General features: G+C 65.0%; 24 protein-coding genes. 12 read left to right on the top strand and 12 right to left on the bottom strand.

Annotation, left to right across the window (positions count from 1 at the left end; all coding sequences use genetic code 11):
* Positions 1–20 precede the first annotated feature (20 nt).
* From HUI96_RS15075 to HUI96_RS15065, 3 genes are read right to left on the bottom strand one after another with little or no spacing between them, the layout of a single operon-like run.
* Positions 21–1,076, bottom strand: a complete 1,056-nt coding sequence (locus HUI96_RS15075; protein WP_188255480.1) for a 3-hydroxyacyl-CoA dehydrogenase NAD-binding domain-containing protein — start codon at positions 1,074–1,076, stop codon at positions 21–23.
* The gene (locus tag HUI96_RS15070) at positions 1,073–1,702 is read right to left on the bottom strand and encodes an HD domain-containing protein (RefSeq protein WP_188255479.1); all 630 of its coding nucleotides are present in this window, start codon (positions 1,700–1,702) and stop codon (positions 1,073–1,075) included. Before HUI96_RS15070 ends, HUI96_RS15075 begins: the two co-directional genes overlap by 4 nt.
* A 48-nt stretch (positions 1,703–1,750) precedes the next feature.
* Positions 1,751–2,668, bottom strand: coding sequence for a 3-keto-5-aminohexanoate cleavage protein (locus HUI96_RS15065; protein WP_188255478.1), 918 nt, complete (start codon positions 2,666–2,668; stop codon positions 1,751–1,753).
* A gap of 182 nt (positions 2,669–2,850) precedes the next feature.
* On the opposite strand from HUI96_RS15065, the gene HUI96_RS15060 reads away from it, so the two are divergent.
* Complete coding sequence (locus tag HUI96_RS15060; protein ID WP_188255477.1) at positions 2,851–3,870, top strand: GlxA family transcriptional regulator; 1,020 nt, start codon at positions 2,851–2,853, stop codon at positions 3,868–3,870.
* Positions 3,871–4,251: 381 nt separating this feature from the next.
* Here the strand turns inward: HUI96_RS15060 and HUI96_RS15055 are convergent, their stop codons facing one another.
* Entirely contained in the window at positions 4,252–4,830 is a 579-nt protein-coding gene (locus HUI96_RS15055; protein ID WP_188255476.1) for a Uma2 family endonuclease, read from the bottom strand.
* A gap of 215 nt (positions 4,831–5,045) precedes the next feature.
* On the opposite strand from HUI96_RS15055, the gene HUI96_RS15050 reads away from it, so the two are divergent.
* The 5 genes from HUI96_RS15050 (at position 5,046) to HUI96_RS15030 (ending at position 9,401) form a co-directional block, all read left to right on the top strand.
* Positions 5,046–5,270 carry an aa3-type cytochrome c oxidase subunit IV gene (locus tag HUI96_RS15050; protein WP_188255475.1) on the top strand — a complete coding sequence of 75 codons (225 nt, stop codon included), beginning with the start codon at positions 5,046–5,048 and terminating at the stop codon, positions 5,268–5,270.
* 73 nt (positions 5,271–5,343) lie between these two features.
* On the top strand, positions 5,344–6,678 hold the full coding sequence (locus HUI96_RS15045) for a Re/Si-specific NAD(P)(+) transhydrogenase subunit alpha (protein WP_188255474.1): 1,335 nt from the start codon (positions 5,344–5,346) through the stop codon (positions 6,676–6,678).
* Complete coding sequence (locus tag HUI96_RS15040) at positions 6,678–7,094, top strand: NAD(P) transhydrogenase subunit alpha (RefSeq protein WP_188255473.1); 417 nt, start codon at positions 6,678–6,680, stop codon at positions 7,092–7,094. Before HUI96_RS15045 ends, HUI96_RS15040 begins: the two co-directional genes overlap by 1 nt.
* A 1-nt stretch (position 7,095) precedes the next feature.
* Complete coding sequence (locus tag HUI96_RS15035; RefSeq protein WP_188255472.1) at positions 7,096–8,517, top strand: NAD(P)(+) transhydrogenase (Re/Si-specific) subunit beta; 1,422 nt, start codon at positions 7,096–7,098, stop codon at positions 8,515–8,517.
* Positions 8,514–9,401, top strand: coding sequence for a phosphotransferase family protein (locus tag HUI96_RS15030; protein ID WP_188255471.1), 888 nt, complete (start codon positions 8,514–8,516; stop codon positions 9,399–9,401). Before HUI96_RS15035 ends, HUI96_RS15030 begins: the two co-directional genes overlap by 4 nt.
* Positions 9,402–9,458: 57 nt before the next feature.
* Here the strand turns inward: HUI96_RS15030 and HUI96_RS15025 are convergent, their stop codons facing one another.
* The 6 genes from HUI96_RS15025 to HUI96_RS15000 form a co-directional block, all read right to left on the bottom strand.
* Positions 9,459–10,886 (bottom strand): MFS transporter, encoded by a 1,428-nt coding sequence (locus HUI96_RS15025; protein ID WP_188255470.1) that lies wholly within the window; start codon positions 10,884–10,886, stop codon positions 9,459–9,461.
* 247 nt (positions 10,887–11,133) lie between these two features.
* Positions 11,134–11,919, bottom strand: coding sequence for a tetratricopeptide repeat protein (locus HUI96_RS15020; protein WP_425299224.1), 786 nt, complete (start codon positions 11,917–11,919; stop codon positions 11,134–11,136).
* Positions 11,920–12,109: 190 nt separating this feature from the next.
* A complete protein-coding gene (gene rpsU, locus HUI96_RS15015) occupies positions 12,110–12,367 on the bottom strand; it encodes a 30S ribosomal protein S21 (protein ID WP_188255468.1) in 258 nt (85 codons plus the stop codon).
* Positions 12,368–12,564: 197 nt separating this feature from the next.
* A complete protein-coding gene (locus tag HUI96_RS15010) occupies positions 12,565–14,070 on the bottom strand; it encodes an ATP-binding protein (RefSeq protein WP_188255467.1) in 1,506 nt (501 codons plus the stop codon).
* A gap of 119 nt (positions 14,071–14,189) precedes the next feature.
* The gene (locus tag HUI96_RS15005) at positions 14,190–14,501 is read right to left on the bottom strand and encodes a HigA family addiction module antitoxin (RefSeq protein WP_188255466.1); all 312 of its coding nucleotides are present in this window, start codon (positions 14,499–14,501) and stop codon (positions 14,190–14,192) included.
* 30 nt (positions 14,502–14,531) lie between these two features.
* The gene (locus HUI96_RS15000; RefSeq protein WP_188255465.1) at positions 14,532–14,813 is read right to left on the bottom strand and encodes a type II toxin-antitoxin system RelE/ParE family toxin; all 282 of its coding nucleotides are present in this window, start codon (positions 14,811–14,813) and stop codon (positions 14,532–14,534) included.
* Positions 14,814–15,058: 245 nt separating this feature from the next.
* On the opposite strand from HUI96_RS15000, the gene HUI96_RS14995 reads away from it, so the two are divergent.
* The 4 genes from HUI96_RS14995 to HUI96_RS14980 are packed head-to-tail and all read left to right on the top strand — an operon-like array spanning position 15,059 to position 20,283.
* A complete protein-coding gene (locus HUI96_RS14995) occupies positions 15,059–16,312 on the top strand; it encodes a sarcosine oxidase subunit beta (protein WP_188255464.1) in 1,254 nt (417 codons plus the stop codon).
* Between the two features lie 20 nt (positions 16,313–16,332).
* Positions 16,333–16,716 (top strand): sarcosine oxidase subunit delta, encoded by a 384-nt coding sequence (locus HUI96_RS14990; protein ID WP_188255463.1) that lies wholly within the window; start codon positions 16,333–16,335, stop codon positions 16,714–16,716.
* Complete coding sequence (locus HUI96_RS14985) at positions 16,716–19,724, top strand: sarcosine oxidase subunit alpha (protein ID WP_237684142.1); 3,009 nt, start codon at positions 16,716–16,718, stop codon at positions 19,722–19,724. The genes HUI96_RS14990 and HUI96_RS14985 overlap by 1 nt, the downstream gene beginning before the upstream one ends.
* A 13-nt stretch (positions 19,725–19,737) precedes the next feature.
* A complete protein-coding gene (locus HUI96_RS14980; protein WP_188255574.1) occupies positions 19,738–20,283 on the top strand; it encodes a sarcosine oxidase subunit gamma in 546 nt (181 codons plus the stop codon).
* A 96-nt stretch (positions 20,284–20,379) separates the two neighbouring features.
* Here HUI96_RS14980 and HUI96_RS14975 read toward each other — a convergent pair whose 3' ends face one another.
* A complete protein-coding gene (locus tag HUI96_RS14975; protein WP_188255462.1) occupies positions 20,380–21,354 on the bottom strand; it encodes a WD40 repeat domain-containing protein in 975 nt (324 codons plus the stop codon).
* A 172-nt stretch (positions 21,355–21,526) separates the two neighbouring features.
* Positions 21,527–22,594, bottom strand: a complete 1,068-nt coding sequence (locus HUI96_RS14970; RefSeq protein WP_188255461.1) for a CobW family GTP-binding protein — start codon at positions 22,592–22,594, stop codon at positions 21,527–21,529.
* A 271-nt stretch (positions 22,595–22,865) separates the two neighbouring features.
* Between HUI96_RS14970 and HUI96_RS14965 the strand changes: the two genes are divergently transcribed.
* The gene (locus HUI96_RS14965; protein WP_237684141.1) at positions 22,866–23,342 is read left to right on the top strand and encodes a MarR family winged helix-turn-helix transcriptional regulator; all 477 of its coding nucleotides are present in this window, start codon (positions 22,866–22,868) and stop codon (positions 23,340–23,342) included.
* Positions 23,343–23,466: 124 nt separating this feature from the next.
* The gene (locus tag HUI96_RS14960) at positions 23,467–24,378 is read left to right on the top strand and encodes a DMT family transporter (protein WP_210320178.1); all 912 of its coding nucleotides are present in this window, start codon (positions 23,467–23,469) and stop codon (positions 24,376–24,378) included.
* The last annotated feature ends 85 nt before the right edge of the window (positions 24,379–24,463 follow it).

Raw genomic sequence — 24,463 nt, 5'->3', positions numbered from 1 at the left:
CGAAGGACGCACGATCAGCATCATGCCTTCGCCACCTTCTTCGGCTTCGTCGCCCTTGCCTTGGCAGCTGCCGCGGAGATCGACGCGCCCTTGCCGAGTTGCTTCACATAGTCCTTGTGCAACTCGCCAGCGCCCCAGCCCTGGCCGCCGTTCTGCTTGGCAAGGCCCTCGTAGATGGCGATGAGATTGTCGTCACGGATCTGCTCCAGCTCACGGATCGACCATTTTGCGGACTGCTCGTCCGACTGGCCGGCGATGAGGTCCACCAGTTCGTCGTTGAACTCCGGCACGTTCATCAGCTTAGTCCACGGCCAGGTGAGGCAGGGACCGAACTGCGCCATGAAGTGGCGCATGCCCGCCTCGCCGCCAGCGATGCGATAGACCTGGAACATGCCCATCTGCGCCCAGCGCAAGCCGAACGAATAGCGCATGATGTCGTCCAGCTCTTCGACCGTGCAGATGCCGTCCTTGATCAGCCACAGCGCCTCGCGCCATGCGGCCTCGAGCAGGCGGTCGCCGACGAAGGCCTCGATCTCCTTGCGGATCACCACCGGCTTCATGCCGATCGAGGCGTAGAGCTCGCGCGCCTTGTCGATGAACTTCTTCGTCGTCTTCTCGCCGCCGACGATCTCGACGAGCGGCAGCAGGTAGACGGGATTGAAGGGATGGCCGACGACCAGCCGCTCCGGCCGTTTCAGGGCCGGCTGCATGTCCGACGGCTTGATGCCGGACGTCGACGAGCCGATCACCGCATCGGCCGGCGCATGGGCATCGATCTCGGCCAGCACCTTGTGCTTGATGTCGAGGCGCTCCGGCACGCTCTCTTGGATGAAGTCGGCGCCGGTGACAGCCTCGGCGATCGTCTTTGCATAGGTGATCGTGCCTTCTGCGGGCAGGCCCTCGGTCGCCATCTTCTCATAGGCACGGCGGGCGCCGGCCATCACTTCCTCGACCTTGCGGGAGGCTTCGGGATCGGGGTCGTAGAGGGCAACGTCGATGCCGTTCAGAACCAGCCGGGCGACCCAGCCCGCGCCGATGACGCCGCCACCGATTGCGGCTGCTTTCCTGATGGTCATGCGGATGCTCCGCTTCTTTCTCTTGCTATGTCGGGATCGACCAGGGGCACGCGCTCGCCCGGCCTTGTGACGGATGGCTCGTATGCCTTGCGCGCGAAAACCTCGGCCACGAAGGCACGGAAGAAGTCGATCGGCAAGGTGTCGTAGTCGGGATCGAAGCTCGACTGGTCCCAGCGCTCGCAGAACCGGTCGCAGTCGTCGAAATAGGCGTGGCCGGCGAACTTGTCGCGCGCATGCGGATTGCCGCCCACGTGATGCGCGTAATACTTGCGCTGGAAGTCGCCGTGCTTTTCCACCACCCAGGTGCACTGCTCGCGCACGAAGGGCTTCAGGATGGCCGCGGCGTATTCGTCGTGATTGTAGGGCGCGTAGATGTCGCCGATGTCGTGCAGCAGCGCGCTGACGATCCAGTCGGTGTCGGCGCCGTCGCGCCAGGCGCGGGTCGCCGACTGTAGCGAGTGGCCGAGCCGCGTGATCTTGTAGCCGGACAGGCCCTCGTCGAGCTTGACGAGGGCGTCGAGCAGCCTGTCACCGGTCTTCGCGGCGTATTCGATCTCGTGCTCAGTGAGGAACTCGTACTCCTCGCGCGTCCCGTCCTTCATTGCATTAAAGTTGACCGTCTTCATCAGCGAGCCTCCTCCAGCTCTGTTTGGATGGTCAGAAAATGCGGGTCCTTATCCCGCCAGCGGCGCGCGCTTTGTAAGGTTCAGCATCTGGCGCACCTCTTCCGGCCCGAGCACCCGGGCGCCCAGGCGCTCGATGATGCCGACCGCGCGGTCGACCAGTTGCGCATTGGTGGCCAGCACGCCCTTGTCGAGCCAAAGATTGTCCTCGAGGCCGACGCGGACATTGCCGCCCGCCAGAACCGCCGCAGCGACATAGGCCATCTGGTTGCGGCCGAGCGAGAAGGCCGACCAGTTCCAGTCCGACGGCACATTGTTGACCATCGCCATGAAGGTGTTGAGGTCGTCCGGCGCGCCCCACGGCACGCCCATGCACAGCTGCACCAGCGCGTCAGGCTTGAGCACGCCTTCCGTGACCAGCTGCTTGGCGAACCAGAGATGGCCGGTGTCGAAAGCCTCGATCTCGGGCTTGACGCCCATTTCCGTCATCATGCCGCCCATGGCGCGCAGCATGCCCGGCGTGTTGGTCATTACATAGTCGGCTTCGTTGAAGTTCATCGTGCCGCAATCGAGCGTGCAGATCTCCGGCAGGCACTGGCGCACATGCTCCATGCGGTTGGAAGCGCCACCCATGTCCGTACCCTGCTCCTTCAGGGGCAGGGGGCTCTCGACTGGGCCAAACACCATGTCGCCGCCCATGCCGGCGGTGAGGTTCAGCACCACGTCGACATTGGCTTCGCGGATGCGCTCGGTCACCTCGCGGTAGAGATGCACGTCGCGGCGCGGCTTGCCCGTCTCGGGGTCGCGCACATGGCAGTGCACGATGGCTGCACCGGCCTTGGCCGCCTCGATGGCCGAGTCGGCGATCTGCTTGGGCGAGCGGGGCACGTGCGGGCTGCGGTCCTGCGTTCCGCCTGAGCCGGTCACGGCACAGGTGATGAAAACCTCGCGATTCATGGCGAGCGGCATGGATGTCCTCCTCCTTGCGCATCGCGTTCGAGATTCGTCGTCCGCATCCTGGGGCCGACGCCTTCTCACCAACGAGAAGGTGCGGACTGGCGGTTGGACAAGCGCTGCTCGACGCTGCTGTTCGGTTGGTGGCGACAATCCCCCGCCTTGCACATAGGCGCTTCACATTTTACGAAATCGGAATGGCAAAAAGCGAACAGCCGTCCATCTTCTCGCCGGACCCCTCTCCGCTGGCGCTGACGGTGTTGGTTTTTCCCGGCTGCTCGATCATGTGCGTCGCCTCAACGATCGATCCGCTGCGCGCAGCCAACCGAATTACCGGGCGGACCGTGTTCGACTGGACGCTGGTTTCGCCGGACGGCAGTCCGCCCGTGACGACCTCCGGCCTGCCGGTGGTCGTGTCCGGAAAGTTCGATCCCGGCCGGCGCACCGACGTCCTCATCGCCATCGGCGGCTTCGGCACGCGGGACGAAACCGCTTCGGCGCTGGTCGGCGGCTTCCGCCGAGCGGCTCGGGCGGCTCGGGCCGTTGGAGGGGTCGAAGCGGGCGGCTGGCTGCTCGGGCGAGCGGGCCTGCTCGACGGCCGCTCCGCCACAACGCATTGGGAGGATTTCGAGGACTTTTCGGCCGCCTTTCCGGATGCCGAGGTGCGCCCCGACCGCTACGTCATCGATGGTCCGGTCTTCACCACGGGCGGCGCCTCGCCGACCTTCGACCTGATGCTTCACCTGATCCGCTCGCGCCTCGGCATGGCGGTGGCGCTCGATGTGGCGAGCGTCTTCATCTACGACCAGGCGCGCGCCGCGACCGACGCGCAGCCGCTCGTCTCGCTCGGCCGGCTGGACGGCTACGATCCACGCCTGGCGCAGGCGATCAGGCTGATGGAAGGCCATGTCGACCAGCCGCTGACCATCGCGGCGATTGCCCGACGCATCGCGGTGACCTCCCGCACGCTCGAAGGCATCTTCCGCAAGTCACTTAACGAGAGTCCAGGAGCATACTATCTGCGCCTTCGGCTTCATGCCGCGCGCCGGCTGGTGCTCGACACCTCGATCGCCATGGCTGACGTGGCAGAACGCTGCGGTTTTTCCAGTTCGGCCGCGTTCTCCCGCGCGTTCGTGCGCACGTTCGGGACGCCGCCCAGCGCGATGCGGAGGGGTGGGAACGATGGCGGCTCAGTGGGCCGCAGCAGTCATCTATGAGACGCTATCCTCTCGCGCATGCGTTCCGCGAGCATCCTCTCCATACGGCGGGCAACCCCGTTATCCACGGGATCGTCGCTCCTGGCATCGGGGATTGGGAGCTCGAGGAGGCGATCGACGATCGACTCGCTTTCGCCGAGACTCTTGAACAGTTCGTCCTCAAGCCGCCCCGGCAGGCTGGTTCTAGACTGGCTCTGTTGCATGCGACAATTCGTAGCCGCGATTCGTGACATCCAGAAGGCACGGCCGTGCTCAGAATGGGGCTTTGCGATCACAATTGTTCCGAAAATGGGCCTGGAAGGCGTCAGTGTTGTCTACGGCCTACCAATGCTCGGCTGCGGTCAACCTCCGAAGTGAGATCGCGATAACCTTCCGCTAGGCTCAGCCCTCAGCCTTGTCGAATGAGAGATCGAGATAGAGTGCCGAAAGAGGAAGGACCACCTCGACTTCGGGAAGCTCTATGACCGTGCCCAAGCCCGTCTCCTCGCGATTGTGCCACTCGCTGCCGTCGCGACGCCATACGGTTACGCGCGGCGACTCTGTGTCGATAAGCAGAATCACCTGGATATGAGGGTGGAGCTTGTATTCCTCCAGCTTCTGGAAGCGATCATAGCGGGTCGTCGAAGGCGACAGAACCTCGAACACGATCCTTGGTTCGGCGGCTTCCATCGATCCAGGATCGGGCTTTCCGCACTCTATGAGAAGGTCGGGCCGGCGTGTTCCCCGGAACGTGCGGACCGAACGATCGTCGGTGCGGGGCTTGCATGGCTTGCCGCGCAAAGCCTGGTGGAGAAAGGAAATTGCATTGACCGTGACTGTGTCGTGCCGATCCGAAGCACCCGTCATCGCCTTGACGGTGAGCACGGGCACGCCGTCGACCAACTCGTAGTTCCTGTCCTGGCGCTGCTGCCATTCGAAGAACTCCTCGACGGTCATTTTCTTCGGGTTTTCTTCCGCCATGACGGTGCACCGAAACCGAACCAACAGGGATGATATCAAAACCGCTGGCCGGCTGAAAGCTTTGCCCTGAGCCAGCCCGTCTCCCGGGCGCGCCATCAGTCACGACAGACTGCGCAACTTTGGACATACGTGTCGCAGTTTCCAGGCAAAACCGGCATTGCCCTCGGGGTACCGTTTCGCTATGTCGGAAGCGGTATATTCGGAGGTATTTCTTGATGGCCGACCACGCGCCGACCGGACCGCTCGAGATGGGCGCCAAGATGGACTATGCCGAGCACGAGAGCACCTACAACCTGTTCGTCGGACTGGCTAAGTATAGCGCGCTGGCCTGCGTGGCCCTGCTCGCAGCAATGGCGTTCGGCTTCTTCGTCGGCGGGTTCTTTTCCGCGACGATCTTTTTCATCCTGATCTGCGTGCTCGGCGGCTGGCTCCTCCGCTGAGGCGCAAATAACCGGACGATACCCGCGTCCGGAACCGGCCGGACGCTCCACTCGACCGAGAAGGGGGAGGGCGGTGGTGCAGACGGTGTTCATTCCGCGTGAGACCGAGGAAGGTGAGAGCCGCGTCGCGGCCTCGCCCGAAACGGTCAAACGCCTCGCCGGGCTAGGCTTCCAGGTCATCGTGGAAGCCGGCGCCGGCACCGCCTCCCGCATCGTAGATACTGATTTCCGCGCAGCGGGCGCCACGATCGGCACTGCGGCGGATGCCGGCAAGGCCGACGTTATCCTCAAGGTCCGCCGTCCCATCTTGTCCGAGTTTGCCGCCTACAGGCCGGGCACTGCCGTGCTGGCGATCATGGATCCCTACGGCAATGATGCCGAACTGGCCGCCATGGCCGAGGCAAGCATAACCGCCTTCGCGATGGAGTTGATGCCGCGGATCACCCGCGCGCAGGTCATGGACGTGCTGTCCAGCCAGGCCAATCTCGCAGGCTACCAGGCGGTGATCGACGCCGCCGCTGAATATGATCGCGCGCTGCCGATGATGATGACCGCGGCAGGCACCGTGCCGGCCGCCAAGGTTTTCGTGATGGGCACCGGCGTCGCCGGCCTGCAGGCGATCGCCACCGCCCGCCGCCTCGGCGCCGTGGTGACCGCGACCGATGTCCGCCCGGCCGCAAAGGAACAGGTCGCCTCGCTCGGCGCGAAATTCATCGCGGTCGAGGACGAGGAGTTCAAGGCCGCCGAGACGGCCGGCGGCTACGCCAAGGAGATGTCGAAGGAATACCAGGCCAAGCAGGCGGCGCTCACGGCCGACCACATCGCCAAGCAGGACATCGTGATCACCACGGCGCTGATTCCTGGCCGCCCCGCGCCGAAGCTGATCTCGGCCGCCATGGTCGCCTCGATGAAAGCCGGCTCGGTGATCATTGACCTCGCCGTCGAGCGCGGCGGCAACGTGGACGGCACGGTGCCCGGGCAGGTCATCACCACGGCCAATGGCGTCAAGATCGTCGGCCACCTCAACGTGCCCGGCCGCGTCGCCGCCTCCGCCTCGCTGCTCTATGCCAAGAACCTGTTCGCCTTTCTCGAGACCATGATCGACAAGGAAAGCAAGCAACTGGCGATCAAGCGCGACGACGAACTGGTCAAGGCGACGATGCTGACGGACAGCGGCAAGGTCGTGCACCCGAACTTTGCTGCGGCGCAACAGCTTGTCGGCACCACCGGAGCAGCGGTAGCATCCGGGGCTGCCGAGCCCTCCGTTCCGGCGAGCAAGGCTGTCGACCGATCCACCGCCAAGGCGGCGAAGGGTCGCGAGTCCGGCCTCGACGTGGCGTCGAAGAAAGCCGCCCCGAGAAAGCGCGCAACGGCCAGCAAGGCCAAATCCAGCGGCGGAGAGATCTGATGGATCAGACGGCTCTCGACAAGGCGCTGCAGCAACTCGACCAGGCGGCTGCAGCGGTCAAACTGGCGGTACAGGACATGGCGGCACAGCCGGGCGCAGCCGAAGCGGCGCATGCGCTTTCCGGCGGGGTCATCGATCCCTTCGTGTTCCGCTTCGCCATCTTCGTGCTGGCGATCTTCGTCGGCTACTACGTGGTCTGGTCGGTCACGCCCGCTTTGCACACGCCGCTTATGGCTGTCACCAATGCGATCTCTTCCGTCATCGTCGTCGGTGCGTTGCTCGCGGTCGGCATCGCTGCCTCAGGCGCGGCGACCGGCTTCGGCTTCGTCGCGCTGGTGCTGGTGTCGGTGAACATCTTCGGCGGCTTCCTGGTCACCCAGCGTATGCTCGCCATGTACAAGAAGAAGGAGAAGTGACGTGAGCGTCAACGTCGCCTCTTTCCTCTACCTGATCTCGGGCATCCTCTTCATCCTGGCGCTGCGCGGCCTGTCGCATCCGACGACCAGCCGCCGAGGCAACATCTACGGCATGGTTGGCATGGCGATCGCCATCGTCACCACGCTGGCGCTTGCCGTGCCCTCCCCCACCGGCCTCGGCCTGATCGTCGTGGGCCTGGCGATCGGCGGCACGGTGGGCGCATACATTGCGCGGCGGATCTCGATGACGGCGATGCCGCAACTCGTCGCTGCCTTCCACAGCCTGGTCGGCCTCGCAGCCGTCATGGTCGCCGCAGCGGCCATGTACGCCCCCGACAGTTTTGGCATTGGCACCCTGACCGTCGTGGACGGCTCGGCGGTGCGCGACATTCACAGCCAGGCGCTGGTGGAGATGGCGCTCGGCGTCGCCATCGGCGCGATCACCTTCACCGGTTCGGTCATCGCCTTCCTGAAACTCGACGGGCGCATGTCGGGAAAGCCGATCCTGCTTCCGGCGCGCCACGCCATCAACATCGCGCTCGGCATCGCGCTCGTCGTGCTGATCGTGATGCTGGTGAACACCGAGAGCACGACCATCTTCTGGCTGATCGTGTTGGCATCGCTGGCCCTTGGGGTGTTGCTCATCATCCCGATCGGCGGCGCCGACATGCCGGTCGTGGTGTCGATGCTGAACTCCTATTCCGGCTGGGCGGCAGCAGCGCTGGGCTTCACCCTCGGCAACCTGGCGCTGATCATCACCGGCGCGCTGGTCGGCTCCTCCGGCGCGATCCTGTCCTACATCATGTGCAAGGGCATGAACCGCTCGTTCGTCTCCGTCATCCTCGGCGGGTTCGGCGGCGAGACGGCCGCAGTTGCTAGCGACGGCATCGAGCGCACGGTCAAGCAAGGGTCCGCAGACGACGCCGCCTACCTGATGATGAACGCGCAGAAGGTCATCATCGTGCCGGGCTACGGCATGGCGGTGGCGCAGGCGCAACACGCGCTGCGCGAAATGGCCGACAAGCTGAAAGCGAACGGGGTGGAGGTGAAGTATGCCATCCACCCGGTGGCAGGCCGCATGCCCGGCCACATGAACGTGCTGCTCGCCGAGGCGAACGTCCCCTATGACGAGGTCTTCGAGCTCGAGGACATCAATTCGGAGTTCGCGCAGGCTGACGTCGCCTATGTCATCGGCGCCAATGACGTGACCAATCCGGCCGCGCGCGATGACAAGAGCAGTCCGATCTACGGCATGCCGATCCTCGACGTGGACAAGGCGCGCACCTGCCTGTTCGTGAAGCGCTCGCTCGGCTCCGGCTATGCCGGCATCGACAACACGCTGTTCTACAAGGACGGCACGATGATGCTGCTCGGCGACGCCAAGAAGATGACCGAGGACATCGTCAAGGCGATGGATCATTGATCCTCGCGGCACCCAAGGAAGTGCCGTACGAAATCCGGCGCGCCATCTGTACGACCTTCCCTGAGCTCGCCGACGCCAAAATAAGTGTCGTCGGCAAGGGTTGGCACAGTCTTGCGGTGGAGGCCGCGGGTTTCCTTTTCAAGTTTCCGGAAGGCGAGGAAGCCATCGAGGCTCTCGAACGTGAGGCGCGCCTGCTTGCAGCCGTGCGACCGCGAGTCCAGATGGCGGTGCCGGACATGTCGATCCATGGTGGCCCTCCGCTGTTCTCTCGCCATCGCATGTTGCCTGGTCGCACGCTGGAGGCGGTCGACTATGCGGCACTCGATGCGGCCCACCGAGATTTCCTTGCGCGAGATCTCGCCCTGTTCTTCGGAGAATTACACGCGCTTGATCGCGAAACGATGGTTTCGGCCGGGGCTCTGCCGATAGGTGTTTGGGATACGAGCGACCTCACCCTCGCAACCGCCTGGCCGGTTTTACCCGAACAGCTTCGCAGTGAAGCCAAGACTGCGCTCCGCGCGTATCGCGATCTGGGGCCAGACCCGCTGGGCGCGTCCTACGGCTTCTTCGATGCTCATGGCTGGAACATGGCCTTCGACCGCGAGACCGGCCGCCTCAACGGCATCTTCGACTTCGCCGATTCCGGCTTCGGTGATGTGCATCGCGAATTTGTGCAGGTTTCGCTGGTCGATGCCGACTTAGCGGGTCGCACTATAGCGGCATATGAGGAGTTGACAGGCAAGTCGCTGGACAGTGGCCGGGTCTTCCTGCTGACAGCCGCTATGCGGCTGTCCGAACTGGCTGGTAGCGTCGAGACCGGCGAACATGTCGAGGCGGTCCGCGCGCTAGTGCTCGACTGGTTCGCGCAGACATCGGTCCGCTGAACCCGGGGTATCGAATCAACTCCTGCGAGGGTGGTCAGCTCAGGCATGACGCTCCTCTCAGCGGTTTCCGGACGACCGATCCTTGGTCAGGCGCCACGCCGCGATACAACCCAGCGCAGCCAGCGGGAAATACGCAATGAACAGCCAGGAGGCGACGCCGGCCGCCGTCTCGCCGCTCAGGCCATGCGAGAAACCGCTGACGTTGGCAATGATGCCGCAGGAGGCGGCGCCCACGGCGTAACCGGTGCGCTGCATGGTCGGCACCGCCGATGATGCGACCGTCTGCTCCGAAGGCGGCGCCGCCGCCACGATGATGCGCGTGACGAACGGCCATGCCATGCCGAACCCTCCGCCCTGCAGGATCGCACAGAACAGGATCGCCGGAATGTTCCCGGCCGGCACCGCCCAGGCGAAGCCGGCGAGGCCTCCGGCAATCATCAGCGCGCCGATCAGCACGATGCTGCGTTCGCGATGCGGCGGCGCCCCCGCCACGACGATCGAAAGAACCGACCAGGCGATGGACTCGGAGACGATGATGTAGCCGGTGCTGAGCACGGAGACGCCGTGCAGGGTCTGGAGCACGATCGGGCCGTACACTGCGAAGGAGCAGGTCGCGAGGGAGAACGCGGCCACCATCGTGATGCCGTTGCCAACCGGCGTTCGGGGGTCGAGCGGACGGGAAGGAAACAGACGCACCGCCGGCACGCGTGCATCGAGCATGAAGAACACAGCTATGCCCGCCATTCCCGCCGCAAGCAGGAGGGAAGAACGCAGGGGCGCGATGCCCACGCCCGCCGTTGCGATCAGGATCACGCTGGCGGCGAGGCTGCCGAGCGTCAGATAGGGGAAGGGCGGCAGCGTCCGGCCATCGTTCTTGGGCCGCGTGGCTTGCGGCCCTCGCAACACGAAGAGCGCCGTGACGGCAGCAACAAGGCCGAGGCCGACAAAGGTGGCGAAGCCCCAGCGCCAGGTGGAATGCTCGACAAAAAGCGCGCCAATGAGCGGTCCGCTGAAGGCTGCCACGCCCCAGATCGCGGAGATGACACCGAAGAGCTGCGGCCATATGGCCCGCGGAAACAGCCGCTCCACCGAAACGAAGGCGAGCGCCACCAGGGCGCCTCCGCCAAGCCCTGCGACCAAGCGGCCCGCCAGGAAGATCGGCATGTCAGGAGCCGTCGCGCAGATCAGGGCTCCTGTCGAATAGACCAGCGCCGCCGCCACCAGGGTCGCTCGAAGTGAGATATAGCTTGTCAGCCGGCCGCCCGCGGCCCCGGCGATGATGGCGCCGAGTTCATAGACGGCGAACGCCCAGCCGACGAGTTGCACGCTAGCGAGATCCCGGACGAGCGCCGGGAGGATGGTCACCACCATCGTCTCATTGGTCGAATGCAGGAGGATCCCGAGACTGATGAAGCAGAATCGAAAGAGGTCGCCGCTCGCCCAGAGCGCGCGCCAGTCCACCCGTTGTGCCAGACTGTCCGCCACCAACCCACCCTCGCCGCGAAGATCGCAAGGCTTGGGATAAGGCCTCAGGCCCGAAGGTGGTCAAGGGTGCTGTCGAACCCTTTCGATGATGGCAGATGATTGTGGAGGCCGGCCTGCCTGAACGGCTCTATGCCTGACGTCACCCGCTTAGACAGGAAGCGGTTCCACACGCAGGGGTGCGTGCAGGCGAAGCTAGTGGAACACTCAACGGCGGACCGAGCGATACGGGCGTGCGCCCTAATCGCCCTCAGCCGGCGCGGACGCGGGCCAGTCCTTCCTTGGCCGGAGCATAATTGGGGTCGAGCCGTACGGCCTCGCCGTAGGACTTCGCCGCCTTTTGCCTCTCGCCCTGACGCTCGTAGACCAGCGCCTGATTCGCCCAGCTCTCGGCAATGGTGCCGTCGAGCTTGATCGCGGTGTTGAAGTCGGCGAACGCGTTGTCCTCGTCGTTGGTGGCGAGATAGGACAGGCCTCGGCCATTATAGGGCTCGGCCGAGTTAGGCGAGAGCGAGATGGCCTTCGAGAAATCCTCGATGGCAAAGGCGTGCTGGCCCTGACTCTGATAGATCAGGCCGCGGTTGTGATAGGCACGCGGATCGGTCGTATCAAGCTGGATCGCCGTCTGAAAGTCGTTGAAGGCTTCCTGGACCCGGCCCGCCTTCCGGTAGAGGTTGCCGCGCCCGATATAGGCGGCATCGTAGCTCGCATTGAGCTGGATGGCCCGGTTGTAGTCCGCCAGCGCCGACGGCTGATCGCCGAGGAAGCGGTGAATGAGTGCGCGGTTGGCGTAGGCCTGGTAGTAGTCCGCGCGCAGTTCGATCGCCCTGTCGAAGTCGCGTAGAGCCTCTTTATGGCGGCCGCCCCGGCCATAAGCGGAGCCGCGTACGTTATAAGCTTCGGGATCGTTCGGGTTGCGCTGGATCACCGCGGTCAAGGACGAGATGTTCTGCTCGGAAACCTGCGCAGTGTCGACCTCAGTGAACTCGCCCATGGGCGCGGTCTGGCATGCGGCGAGCGCGAGTACCGACACCATCGTCAATGCCGCGGCTATTCTTCGTGCCGTGTTCAGCCGATGGTCATCGCGTGCGATCATCCGAGAGCTTCTCCGTTCAGCGGTTCGCTTGCGCGTCAGGACGCGCGTTGCTTCCATGGCAAAGGAGGCGGCGGCGACAGTGAATCGCCCCGCCTCCCGGTATATACCGAAATAGACGAAAAAGCGGCGATCAGCGCGCCGGACGGGCAGCACCTGCAGCCGGAGCCGGGCGTGGCGTGGACGGCAGAAGGCCCTCGCGCTGCGCGCGCTTGCGCGCCAGCTTGCGGGCGCGGCGAACGGCTTCCGCCTTCTCGCGGGCGCGCTTCTCGGAGGGCTTCTCATAATGTCCGCGCATCTTCATCTCACGGAAGATGCCTTCACGCTGCATTTTCTTCTTGAGCGCGCGAAGCGCCTGATCAACGTTGTTATCGCGGACGAGTACCTGCACGGGCGATCCTGTTCCTTAGGCTATCGGGTGAAAGGCCAGGCGAAAGAGCAATGACCTTAGCGGCAGACTCTGCCGCAAACTGCGGGGCGCAATATCAGAACCAAGCAGGGTTGTCCACAGGTCGCAGCGCGGGGCCGATCAATTAGCTGACAGGATGTCTTTTACCTTGGAACGGCCTACCTGAGAAGCTGGGAGGACTACTCCGCCGCCTGCCTCGTCGGAATGCCCTCATCCGGCGCATCCGGGTCGCCCGGTGCGGTCTCGCAGCCGAGATCGGGGAAAGCAAGCACCCGCTTGCCGTGGAAATCCGTGCGCACGACCAGGAGCCCACGCTCTTCGAAGAAGGCCAACAGCCGCCGCGCGCGACGTGCCGAATGGCTGCCGTAGGCGCGCGCCAGAACCGCATCGGACGGGCATGGCTCGCCGGAGACCGCGGCCCGGGCCACTACGAGGAACACACCCTGCAAGTCGTCGGGCAGGTCTTCCGATAGCGTCAGCGCCGTGGACCATGCCTCACCTGCCGCCGCTTCGGCATCCACACCGGCCCGCCCGACCGCGAGTCGTCGGCGAAAAGCCTTCAGCGGCAGCGGCTCACCCGGCACGCGCCGGATCCGGCAGCGGACGAGGAAGTCTTGGTAAAGTACTGCGTCGGAGCGGAACGCCGCGTCCTCGTCCTCGAGGATCTCGCGGATGGCGGCGCTGATCCCGGCCTCGCGCTCGGCTTCGTCGATGATCGCAAAGACTGGCTGCTCCGGCGGTGGAGCCATCGGCTTCGGCCGCGACAGCTGCGCCAGGATATCGACGGTCGGGGTCGGGGGCGGAGGCGGCGGGCGCCGCACGGGCCGCACTTCTTCTGGACCAGGCGTGAAAATGAGGTCGCGCGCATCCTCCGGCGCCTCGGGTAGGGGCGTCAGCTTCGGGCTGGTCGAGCGCGCCGACGTCTCGACCGAACCGATCGTCAAGGGCAGCGGCCGCCGCGACAGGGCTGGGCCGAGGGCAACGAAACGGCCGCGATCGAGATCGCGGAACATCTCCGCTTGACGGCGGTCCATGCCGAGCAGGTCAGCGGCACGCGCCATGTCGATATCGAGGAAGGTGCGGCCCATGAGGAAGTTCGACGCTTCGGCCGCGACGTTCTTGGCAAGCTTTGCCAACCGCTGCGTGGCGATGACACCGGCCAGTCCGCGTTTGCGACCGCGGCACATCAGGTTGGTCATGGCGCCGAGCGAGAGCTTCCGCGCCTCGTCCGAGACCTCACCGGCCACCGCCGGCGCAAAAAGCTGCGCTTCGTCGACGACCACCAGCACCGGATACCAGTGGTCCCGCTCCGCGTCGAACATGCCGCCCAGGAAGGCGGCAGCCGCACGCATCTGCTGCTCGATGTCGAGGCCCTCGAGGTTGAGCACGACCGAGACCCGGTGCTGGCGCACGCGCGCGGCGATCCGGGTGAGCTCCGCCTCGGTGCGGGTCGCGTCGACAACGAGATGGCCGAACTTATCCGACAGGGTGACGAAGTCGCCCTCTGGATCGACCACGCATTGCTGCACCCATGGAGCGCTCTGCTCCAGGAGTCGGCGCAGCAGATGCGACTTGCCGGACCCGGAGTTACCCTGCACCAGCAGGCGGGTCGCAAGCAGCTCTTCGAGGTCGAGTTCGGCCGCGGCCCCGCCGGCCGCGACACCCATGTCGATGCCAACCTTCATCCGTCGCCCTTTCGGGCCGTCCTTACCACCGGCGATGCGGAAGGGCGAACAGCACTGTCGGGATTCCCACAGGCGCCGACAAGCCTGTGGAAGAAATCAGCCTTTGCCACCTAGCTCCATCACGCGACCAGACGCGATTCTGCGTAGTTTTCGATGGCGGCGATCTCGTCCTTCTTGGCCGCGGCTTCGTTGGCCAGATCAAACGCTGCCTGCATGTTCATCCAGAACTGCGGAGTGGTGTCGAAGAACTTTGCCAGTCGAAGCGCCGTATCGGGTGTGATCGGCGTCTGCTCGGCCACAAGCCGTTCGATCCGCGTGCGCGGTACATGGAGCTTCTTGGCCAGGGTGTACGGCTTCAGGTTGAGAGGGGCGAGATACTCTTCACGAAGGATCTCGCCAGGGTGAAATGGAATTACAGGGGGGGCGGACATCTTTATTCTCGCAGCGTGAGCGGCTTGGCCTCAGTGATAGTCGGTAATCTCAACGTCCTCCGCGTGTCCATCGGTCCAACGAAAGCAGATACGAAACTGATCGTTGATCCGAATGGCATGTTGACCCTCACGTTCTCTCGAGAGGGGATGGAGCTTGTTCCCCGGCGGGGAAGCTAGGTCCCTAAGTTCGTTCGCCTGCTCAATCATGAACAGCTTGCGTCGCGCGGCACGGACGAGATCAGACGGAAATCCTTTCGGCGATTCGCCGCGGGCAACTGCCTCTGTGATCTTGTCCTTGAACGACCTGATCATCAACGTATCATACTGTGATACGTTTCGCAGTCAATAGATGAAGTATCATAGGACGATACGCTCCCACGGCCCTCCGATCGGAGACGGCTCGTCCGGCGCGTTGGTTTGTTCCTCATGCGACCGGGTGACCGCGTCGCTGATCAAGGCCCCGAGGTCGTAAATGGACAACGGCTTGCATACGATTGGGCTAGTGATACACCTTCTTCGACCACCCTGCCGGTCCACTAGCCTCGAGGCCTGCCTGAATGCGCAAATATTCTGTGTTCGCGATTGCGCGAGAGGCCATGCGCGGCCACAAGGGATGGCCGGAGCAATGGCCTTCGCCTGAGCCGCGCACGCACTACGACGTGATCATCGTCGGGGCGGGCGGGCACGGGCTCGCCACCGCCTATTACCTCGCCAAGGAGCACGGCATCACCAATGTGGCCGTGCTGGAGAAGGGATGGCTTGGCGGCGGCAACACCGGCCGCAACACCACCATCATCCGCTCGAACTATCTCTACGACGAATCCGCCGGGATCTACGACCACGCGGTAAAGCTCTGGGACGGGCTGTCTCAGGACCTCAACTACAATGTCATGTACTCGCCGCGCGGCGTCATGATGCTGGCGCACAACGTGCATGACGTGCAGGTTCTGAAGCGACACGTCCACGCCAACCGGCTGAACGGCGTCGACAACGAATGGCTGACGCCCGAGCAGGCGAAGGAATTCTGCCCGCCGCTGAACATCTCGGCCAGCTCTCGCTATCCGGTGGTCGGCGCGACGCTGCAGCGGCGCGGCGGTACGGCGCGCCACGACGCCGTCGCCTGGGGCTATGCGCGCGCTGCCGCCGACCGCGGCGTCCACATCATCCAGAACTGTGAGGTGACCGGCATCCGCCGCTCCGCCAATGGCCGGGTCTCGGGTGTCGAAACCAGCAAGGGCTTCATCGGCGCCAAGAAGGTCGGCGTGGTCGCTGCCGGTCACACCTCGGTCCTGATGGACATGGCCGGTGTACGCATGCCGCTGGAGAGCTATCCGCTGCAGGCGTGTGTCTCGGAGCCGGTCAAGCCGGTCTTCCCCTGCGTGGTGATGTCAAACACGGTGCACGCCTATATCTCGCAGTCCGACAAAGGCGAACTGGTCATCGGCGCGGGCACCGACCAGTACACGTCCTATTCTCAGGCGGGCGGGCTGCACATCATCAATCATACGCTCGACGCCATCTGCGAGATGTTCCCGATGTTCAGGCGCATGAAGATGCTGCGCTCCTGGGGCGGCATCGTCGACGTGACCCCGGACCGCTCGCCGATCCTGGCGAAAACCCCGGTCTCGGGGCTTTACGTGAACTGCGGCTGGGGAACGGGCGGCTTCAAGGCGACGCCCGGTTCCGGCCATGTGTTCGCGCATACGATCGCGAACGATACCCCGCATCCGGTCAACGCGCCCTACACGCTCGAGCGCTTCCGCACCGGGCGGCTGATCGACGAAGCGGCCGCCGCCGCGGTGGCGCACTGAATCCCAGCAAAGAGACGAACATGCTTCTCATCCGCTGCCCCTATTGCGAGGAAGAGCGCCCGGAGTTGGAGTTCCGCCATGGCGGCGAGGCGCATATCGCGCGCCCGACCAATATCGCCGAAATCGCGGACGAGGACTTCGAAAAGTTCTTCTTCATCCGCTCGAACCCCAAGGGGATCGTCTTCGAACGCTGGCGGCACGTGCACGGCTGCGCGCGCTTCTTCAACGCGGTTCGCAACACCGTCACGGACAAGTTCCTGATGACCTACAAGGCGGGTGAGCCGAGGCCGCAGATCGAGGCCGGCATGGACGCCGGTCCTGCCGCATTCGCCAACCGCGAGCCGCCGCCGGTGACCGTCGAAGCGGTCGCGGCCTCCTCCGGCGACAACAACGGAAACATCTGATGTCGGGCCCAATGACCCAGCAGCCCTTCCGCATCCCCGGTGCAGGGCGCCTCACCCCGGCGCGCAGCCTGCGCTTCACCTTCGACGGCGCGCATTATTCCGGCGTGTCCGGCGACACGCTCGCCTCGGCGCTGCTCGCAAATGGCGTGCACCTCACCGGCCGTTCCTTCAAGTACCACCGCCCGCGCGGAATTCTGGCCGCCGGCGCGGAAGAGCCGAACGCGCTGGTCTCGGTCGAGCGCGACAGCGCACGCCGCACGCCAAACGTGCGTGCGACGGTGCAGGAGCTCTATGACGGGCTCTCCGCCAACTCGCAGAACCGCTGGCCCTCGCTTGCCTTCGACGTCGGCGCGATGAACGACCTCGCCGGGGCGATGTTCTCGGCCGGCTTCTACTACAAGACCTTCATGTGGCCGAAGGCGGCCTGGGCAAAGCTTTACGAGCCTCGGATCCGCGCGGCCGCCGGCCTTGGCGTCGCGCCGGACCAGCCCGATCCCGATCACTACGCCTCCCGGTTCGCGCATTGCGAGGTGCTGGTGATCGGCGGAGGCGCAGCCGGCATCGCTGCCGCGCTCGCCGCCGCTGAGGGCGGCGTCCGCGTCATCCTCTGCGACGAGCGGGCTGAGTTCGGCGGCGCGCTTCATTATGAGCAGGGAGCCCGTATCGAAGGACAGGCCGGCTGGGACTGGGCGCAGACGGCGATCGCAAAGCTCGCGGCGATGGACAATGTCCGGCTGCTGCCGCGCACCACTGCCTTCGGCTACTACGCTCAGAACATACTCGGCCTGGTGGAACGCGTCACCGACCACATGGACGCGCCGGATCGCCATCTCCCGCGCGAGCGGCTGTGGCAGGTGCGCGCCAAGCGGGTCGTGCTCGCCACCGGCGCGATCGAGCGGCACATGGTGTTCGCCGACAACGACCGGCCCGGCGTCATGCTCGCTTCCGCGGCGCGGACCTATCTCAACCACTACGGCGTGGCCGTCGGCAAGCAGGTCGGCATCTACACCGTCAACGACTCTGCTTATTACACCGCGATCGACCTCAAGAAGGCCGGCGTCGAGATCGCCGCCATCATCGATCTGCGTGACGCTCCGTCAGGCCCTGCGGTCGAGGAGGCGCGGGCGCTCGGGATCGAGATCAATCCCGGCCGAGCCGTGGTTGGAACGGGCGGGCGGCTGCGTGTCTCGTCCATGATCGTCGAGCCGAAGAACGGCGGCTCGCGGCGCACCATCACCGTCGACGCGCTGCTGACGTCCTCGGGCTGGACGCCTTCCGTCCATCTGTTCTCGCAGTCGCGCGGCAAGGTGGCCTTCGACGAGGGTCGCCAGATCTTCGTTCCGGGCGTCTATGCTCAGGACTGCGTCTCCGTGGGCGCCTGCAATGGCGCTGAAGGACTGGAAGAAACCGTTGCCCAGGGCTTCGAGGCCGGCGAGCGGGCTGCCACGGCAGCCGGCGGCAGCACCTCCAGGGCTCAGGCCATGAAGGTCGATGCCGCGGAAGCTTGGGCTGGCGGCATGCTCGGCAGCGGCCCCGGAGCCGGTGCCGGCAAAACCGTGAAGGCCTTTATCGATTTCCAGAACGACGTCACCGCCAAGGATATCCGCCAGGCGGTCCACGAAGGCATGCACTCGATCGAGCACGTCAAGCGCTTCACGACGAACGGCATGGCGACCGATCAGGGCAAGACCTCGAACATGCACGGGCTGGCGATCGCCGCCGAGACGCTGGGCAAGCCGATCCCGCAAGTCGGCCTGACCACCTTCCGCCCGCCCTATACGCCGGTGACCTTTGGCTCCATCGTCGGTCATTCGCGTGGAAAGCTATTCGATCCGACCCGCAAAACGCCGATGCATGGCTGGGCCGAGGCGCATGGTGCGGTGTTCGAGGATGTGGGCCAGTGGAAACGCGCCTGGTACTTCCCCATGGCCGGCGAGGACATGCACGCCGCGGTCAACCGCGAATGCGTCACCGTCAGGCAGGCGGCCGGCCTGTTCGACGCCTCGACGCTCGGCAAGATCGAGGTGGTTGGCCCGGACGCGGCCAAGTTCATGGAGCTTCTCTACACCAATCCCTGGGAGAAGCTGGAGCCGGGCCGTTGCCGCTATGGCATCATGCTGCGCGAGGACGGTTTTATCTACGACGACGGTGTCGTCGGTCGCCTGGCGCATGACCGCTTCCATGTCACGACGACGACGGGCGGCGCGGCGCGCGTCATGAACCATATGGAGGACTATCTCCAGACCGAGTTCCCGCACTTGAAGGTCTGGCTGACCTCGGTGTCGGAGCAGTGGGCGGTGGTCGCCGTGCAGGGGCCGAAGTCGCGCGACATCATCGAGCCGCTGGTCGAGGGCATCGACCTCTCCGACGAGGCGATGCCGCACATGTCGGTGCGCGAAGGCAAGATCTGCGGCGTGCCGACCCGGCTCTTCCGCATGTCCTTCACCGGCGATCGCGGTTTTGAGGTGAACGTGCCGGCCGACTATGGGCAGGCGGTGTGGGAGGCGCTGTGGGCAGAGGGGCAGAAGCATGGCGCCTGCGCCTACGGCACGGAGGCCATGCACGTGCTGCGCGCCGAGAAGGGCTACATCATCGTCGGCCAGGATACGGACGGGACGGTGACCCCGGCCGATGCGGGGCTGGAGTGGGCGATCGGCAAGAAGAAAACCGATTTCGTCGGCATCCGCGGCATGGCGCGGCCCGATCTCGTGGGCGCTGGCCGCAAGCAGTTGGTAGGCCTGGCGACCCGCGATCCCAAGATCGTGCTGGAAGAGGGCGCGCAGATCGTCGCCGATCCGAACCAGCCGGTCCCGATGAAGATGATCGGCCACGTGACCTCGAGCTACTGGTCCGAAAATTGCGGCCGCTCGATCGCGATGGGACTGGTCGTCGACGGCCGTTCGCGCATGGGCGAAACCCTGTTCGTGCCCATGCCCGATGGCGTGATCGAGGTCGAGGTGACTGGCGCCGTGTTCTACGATCCGAAGGGAGATCGTCTCAATGGCTAATCCCGCTCAGAACATGCCGGCGACCGCCGACCGCAGGTTTGCGCTGGCCGGCCGCGAGTGGCAGGCGGACGGCGTGCGGATTGCCGTGCTGCCGCCGGCCGAACGCATCTCGCTTCGCGCTCCCGCCGAGTCCGTTGCCGCGCTGTCCTCGGCACTCGGACTGGACCTGCCCGCACGGCCGAAGACCTCCGCCTCTTCCGGTGGCCGCACCGCCCTCTGGCTCGGTCCCGACGAATGGCTTGTGATCGACCAGACCGGCGACCCGCTTGTGGATTGCGCCTCGGTCAGCGAGTTGCACTCGGCTGTCGGCATCTCCCACCGCAACGTCGCCTTCACGGTCTCGGGAGCCGGCGCCGCAGCGACGATCAATGCCGGCTGCCCGCAGGACCTGTCGCTCGCGGCCTTCCCGGTTGGCGGCTGCTCGCGCACGATCCTCGGCAAGGCCGAGATCGTGCTCCTCAGGACCGCGCCGGACGCGTTCCGGGTCGAGTGCTGGCGCTCCTTCTCGGACTATGTGCACGATTTGCTGCTGGAAGCCGCGAACGACGCGCAGGCGTAGCTGCGATCTTCGCAAGCCACCCTCTCCCCGGCGGGGAGAGAGGTGGCCCGAAGGGCCGGATGAGCGGGTGAATAGCCGAGACATCGGCCACAATGATCAGGCAGATATGTCGATCACACCGCAGTCTCCCGCCTCGGAGCCAAAGGCCAGCCGGCGGTCGGACCTGTCCCATGTCATCGCCGTGATCGCGCCCTTGCCCGGGCGGCGCAGCAGCACTTCCTTGGCGTCGGCAAGACGGGCGGCCAGCACCATGCCGTCATTGTAGCCGATCGCGACGATCTCCTCGGTCGGATGGCAGGCGACGCAGGTCACCATCGAATTGCCGCGGGTACCGAGCTCCAGCGGGGCCTTGCCCATCGGCCCGTCCTTCGACTGAAACGGCCAGACGATCGCCGCGGGTGCGCCGGAACTCGCGAGCCACTTGCCCTTGACGCTCCAGGACAGCGATTTGACCTTGGCCGGGTAGCCGGTCATGCGCATGTGCTTGCCGTCGGCAAGCTTCCAGCCGTGCAGCGCGTTTTCCTGCATGGTGGTGACGACGAAATTGCCGTCCGGCGAGAAGATGATGCCGGTATGCGCGCCGGCCCACTCCAACTCGACCGGCTTGCTCTCGGTCGCCGGGAAATGCAGCGTCGCCCCGTTGTAGCGCGCTACGCCCAGGCGCAGCCCCTTCGGAGCGAAGGCCAACCCTTCGGCAGTGCGCGGGTGCTGGAACTCCTTGACCTTGCCGCCCGGCAGCACGACCCAGGCGCTGCGGCCGGCCGCATAGGCCAAGGCGCCCTGCGGGCCGGCGGCCACGCTGGTGATCCATTTGCGGCCGGCCTCCGCGACGACGGCCGTCTCGCCACCCGCACCGATGGAAAAGACCTTGCCGTCCTCACCGCCGGTGAGCAGGCGGTCCGAGCCGGCATCGTAGAAGGCGCAGAGCAGGCCGTCATTGGCCTGGCTCGTCTTATGGCCATGGTCGAGGCGGTGGACCGAACCGTCGGCCAGCGCGAAATACGGCACCTCGCCGATGAAGGCGGTGGCCACGCAATGGCCGTCGAGATCGAGGGGAGCGACTGTGGGCATCAACGCGGCTCCCTCTCCCCCATTGAGGGGGAGATGGCTGCGAAGCAGCCAGAGGGGGTTCGTGCGGCCGTTCTCGGCGCACCAATCAAGTCTAGTACTGCGGGGACAACCCCTCCCGGCCGCTGCGCGGCCACCCTCCCCTCAAGGGGGAGGGGAATGTCGCGACCCATCATCATGCCTGGCACGCCTCGAACGTCTTGCGCAGCCGCTCCTCGTCCAACTCGCGGCCGATGAAGACGAGACGGCTCTCGCGCTTCTCGCCCTCGCGCCATGCGCGCTGGTGGTCGCCTTCCATGATCATGTGGACGCCCTGCAGGACATAGCGCTCCGGGTCCTCCTTGAAGGCGATGATGCCCTTGAGGCGCAGGATGTTGGGACCCTCCATCTGCGAGATCTTCTCGATCCACGGGAAGAACCGCTTCGGGTCCATCTCGCCGCCGCGCAGCGACACCGAGCGCACGGTGATGTCGTGGATCGGCGACACCGCACCGTGGTCGTGGTGATCGTGATTATGCCCGTGATGATCGTGATGATGGTGATCATGGTCACAGTCGGGACCGCAGACATGATCATGGTCGTGCTCGTCCGCATCCAGGAAGTGCGGATCGTTGTCGATCGCGCGCTTCAGGTCGAAGGCGCCGCGGTCGAGCACTTCGCGGAGATCGACGCCGGCACGGGTGGTGCGGTGGATACGTGCGCCGGGGTTGATCGCGCGGATGGTTGCCTCGACCTCGCGAAGCTCCTCCGGGCTGACGAGATCGCTCTTGTTGAGGACGACGGCGTCGGCGAAGGCGATCTGGTCCTCGGCCTCCTTCGAGTCCTTCAGGCGCAGCGGCAGGTGCTTTGCATCGACCAGCGCCACCACCGCATCGAGCCTGGTCTTCGAACGCACGTCCTCGTCCATGAAGAAGGTCTGTGCCACCGGCGCCGGATCGGCCAGGCCCGTCGTCTCCACCAGGATCGCGTCGAAGCGGCCGGGCCGGCGCATCAGGCCTTCCACCGTGCGGATCAGGTCGCCGCGTACCGTGCAGCAGACGCAGCCATTGTTCATCTCGTAGATCTCCTCGTCGGATTCGACGATGAGGTCGTTGTCGATGCCGATCTCGCCGAACTCGTTGACGATCACGGCGTAGCGCTTGCCGTGGCTCTCGGAGAGGATGCGGTTGAGCAGGGTCGTCTTGCCCGCGCCGAGATATCCGGTCAGCACGGTCACGGGAATCTGATTCTGCGTTTCGCTCATGGGACGCCTCGGGCGATTGGGGTTTGCCCCGATATAGGACGCCTCCGCCGCGATTGCACGCGGCTATCGGCTGGACCAGTTGGCAGCGATCTGCCGAGAACTCGCGTGGTGCGACAGTTCGGTCCTGCCTGTCATCCAAATGTAAAGATGCTCTGGCATTAGCCGAGATGCCGCATTCGAATGCCGGCAAAGGACTTGGTGGCACTTCGGCGTGCGTGGCGCCCGCGCGTTGCGTCGAGGCAGGGACAGCGGGCATTTCCGGAGACGGAAAATGACCAGGACGACCAGAATCGCAGCCATGGGACGCCTGCATGCGACGGCACGCCTTGCGCGCACTGCACTGGCTTCCAGGCTGCTCACCCATGGATTCTACGCGGGCCAGGACCAGATCATGCTGGCGCTCGACCGCGACGACGGCCAGACTCCCGGCCAACTCGCCAGCCGCATCGGCGTGCGGCCGCCGACCATCACGAAGACGATAAACCGGCTTCAGGGCCAGGGTTTTCTGGAGAAGCGCGCTTCCGCCAATGACGGGCGGCAGGCCAACATCTATCTCACCGAAGTCGGTCGCCAGGCGATCCGCGACATCGAGAAATCGCTTCGCAAGACGGAGAAACTTGCCTTCAAAGGTTTGGACAAGAAGGAGCAGAAGACGCTGGCAAAGCTCCTGTCGCGTATCGAGGCCAATCTTTCCGCGACGCCACTGCCGCCGCTGGAAGAGGATGAACTTCTGGAAGAGGAGCGGTGACCGGAAAGGCTGTCAGGACTGCAACACTTGCGACTCGATGTTGAGGTTTCCCGGAATGCGCATTGCATGCAGCCGGCCGATGGCCCAATAGCTGTCTAACGCCACGCTCTCTTTCGGCCTTTTGTTGAACCAGATTTCCGCAAGGCATGAAGCCGCGACCCCGGTCCCGGCCATCCTCTTCGTTCTCCTGACCGGTCTGTTCTTCACCGTGCTGGATACATGCGCGAAGTATCTCGTGCTGTCCGGGATGTCCTCCGCCTTCGTCGCCTGGACCCGCTTCGCCGGACACACGCTGCTAGCGGTGGTTCTTCTCGGCGGCTTCCGCAACGCATCCATCTTCAAGGCGGCGAGCCTGCCCATGCAGGTGCTGCGCAGCCTGACGCTGCTCGGCTCGACAATCTTCAACTTCGCGGCACTCATGACGCTGCAGCTTGCCCAGACCGCGGCGATATTCTTCGCCGTCCCGATCCTGGTAACCGCGCTTGCCGGTCCGCTGCTCGGCGAATGGGCAGGGTGGCGCCGCTGGCTCGCCGCGCTGGCCGGCTTCTGTGGCGTGCTCGTCATCACGCGGCCGGGTGTCGGAGAATTCGGCATCGGCCACCTGTTCGCGCTGTGCGCCACCCTGTCGACCTGCTTCTACGTGATCCTGACCCGCCGTATGTCCGCCAAGGAGACGCCCGAGAGCCTCGTCTTCTACTCGGCGCTTGCACCGACGGTGCTGTTGCTGCCGGTCGTGCCGTTCACGGCCTCCGCCCCGCCCGGATTTCTCCACCTCGTCCTTCTAGTAATCATCGCCGCATGCGGGGGCATCGGCCACTGGTTTCTGATCAAGGCCTATTCCATAGCCTCGACCATCTCGCTTGCTCCCTATCCCTATCTCCAGATGGTGTGGATGATCGCAGCCGGTTATCTGGTGTTCGGCCAGTTGCCTGACGGCTGGACACTCGGCGGGGCCGCGATCATCGTGGCGAGCGGGCTCTACATCGTGCATCGCGAGCACAGGCTGCGCGGCCAGGGGCAGAGGGCGGCCAACTGATTGTGCAAGGGCATTGACGCCGCGCGATTAAATGTTTTAAGCGCGCTTTAAAATGTTTAAGCGCCTTCGCGGCGCGGCAGCTCGG

The organism is Pseudaminobacter soli (ex Zhang et al. 2022), assembly GCF_014595955.1.
In the GTDB taxonomy this organism is placed as follows: domain Bacteria; phylum Pseudomonadota; class Alphaproteobacteria; order Rhizobiales; family Rhizobiaceae; genus Kumtagia; species Kumtagia pseudosoli.
The sequence above is the reverse complement of the archived record's forward strand: the minus strand, read 5'-3'. Positions and strand labels throughout refer to the sequence as shown.

Coding starts and splice junctions, on each gene's coding strand:
- HUI96_RS15075 (WP_188255480.1), bottom strand. CDS start 1,076: ATGACCATCAGGAAAGCAGCCGCAATCGGTGGCGGCGTCATCGGCGCG.
- HUI96_RS15070 (WP_188255479.1), bottom strand. CDS start 1,702: ATGAAGACGGTCAACTTTAATGCAATGAAGGACGGGACGCGCGAGGAG.
- HUI96_RS15065 (WP_188255478.1), bottom strand. CDS start 2,668: ATGCCGCTCGCCATGAATCGCGAGGTTTTCATCACCTGTGCCGTGACC.
- HUI96_RS15060 (WP_188255477.1), top strand. CDS start 2,851: ATGGCAAAAAGCGAACAGCCGTCCATCTTCTCGCCGGACCCCTCTCCG.
- HUI96_RS15055 (WP_188255476.1), bottom strand. CDS start 4,830: ATGGCGGAAGAAAACCCGAAGAAAATGACCGTCGAGGAGTTCTTCGAA.
- HUI96_RS15050 (WP_188255475.1), top strand. CDS start 5,046: ATGGCCGACCACGCGCCGACCGGACCGCTCGAGATGGGCGCCAAGATG.
- HUI96_RS15040 (WP_188255473.1), top strand. CDS start 6,678: ATGGATCAGACGGCTCTCGACAAGGCGCTGCAGCAACTCGACCAGGCG.
- HUI96_RS15020 (WP_425299224.1), bottom strand. CDS start 11,919: ATGGTGTCGGTACTCGCGCTCGCCGCATGCCAGACCGCGCCCATGGGC.
- HUI96_RS15010 (WP_188255467.1), bottom strand. CDS start 14,070: ATGAAGGTTGGCATCGACATGGGTGTCGCGGCCGGCGGGGCCGCGGCC.
- HUI96_RS15005 (WP_188255466.1), bottom strand. CDS start 14,501: ATGTCCGCCCCCCCTGTAATTCCATTTCACCCTGGCGAGATCCTTCGT.
- HUI96_RS15000 (WP_188255465.1), bottom strand. CDS start 14,813: ATGATCAGGTCGTTCAAGGACAAGATCACAGAGGCAGTTGCCCGCGGC.
- HUI96_RS14995 (WP_188255464.1), top strand. CDS start 15,059: ATGCGCAAATATTCTGTGTTCGCGATTGCGCGAGAGGCCATGCGCGGC.
- HUI96_RS14990 (WP_188255463.1), top strand. CDS start 16,333: ATGCTTCTCATCCGCTGCCCCTATTGCGAGGAAGAGCGCCCGGAGTTG.
- HUI96_RS14985 (WP_237684142.1), top strand. CDS start 16,716: ATGTCGGGCCCAATGACCCAGCAGCCCTTCCGCATCCCCGGTGCAGGG.
- HUI96_RS14980 (WP_188255574.1), top strand. CDS start 19,738: ATGCCGGCGACCGCCGACCGCAGGTTTGCGCTGGCCGGCCGCGAGTGG.
- HUI96_RS14975 (WP_188255462.1), bottom strand. CDS start 21,354: ATGCCCACAGTCGCTCCCCTCGATCTCGACGGCCATTGCGTGGCCACC.
- HUI96_RS14970 (WP_188255461.1), bottom strand. CDS start 22,594: ATGAGCGAAACGCAGAATCAGATTCCCGTGACCGTGCTGACCGGATAT.
- HUI96_RS14965 (WP_237684141.1), top strand. CDS start 22,866: ATGACCAGGACGACCAGAATCGCAGCCATGGGACGCCTGCATGCGACG.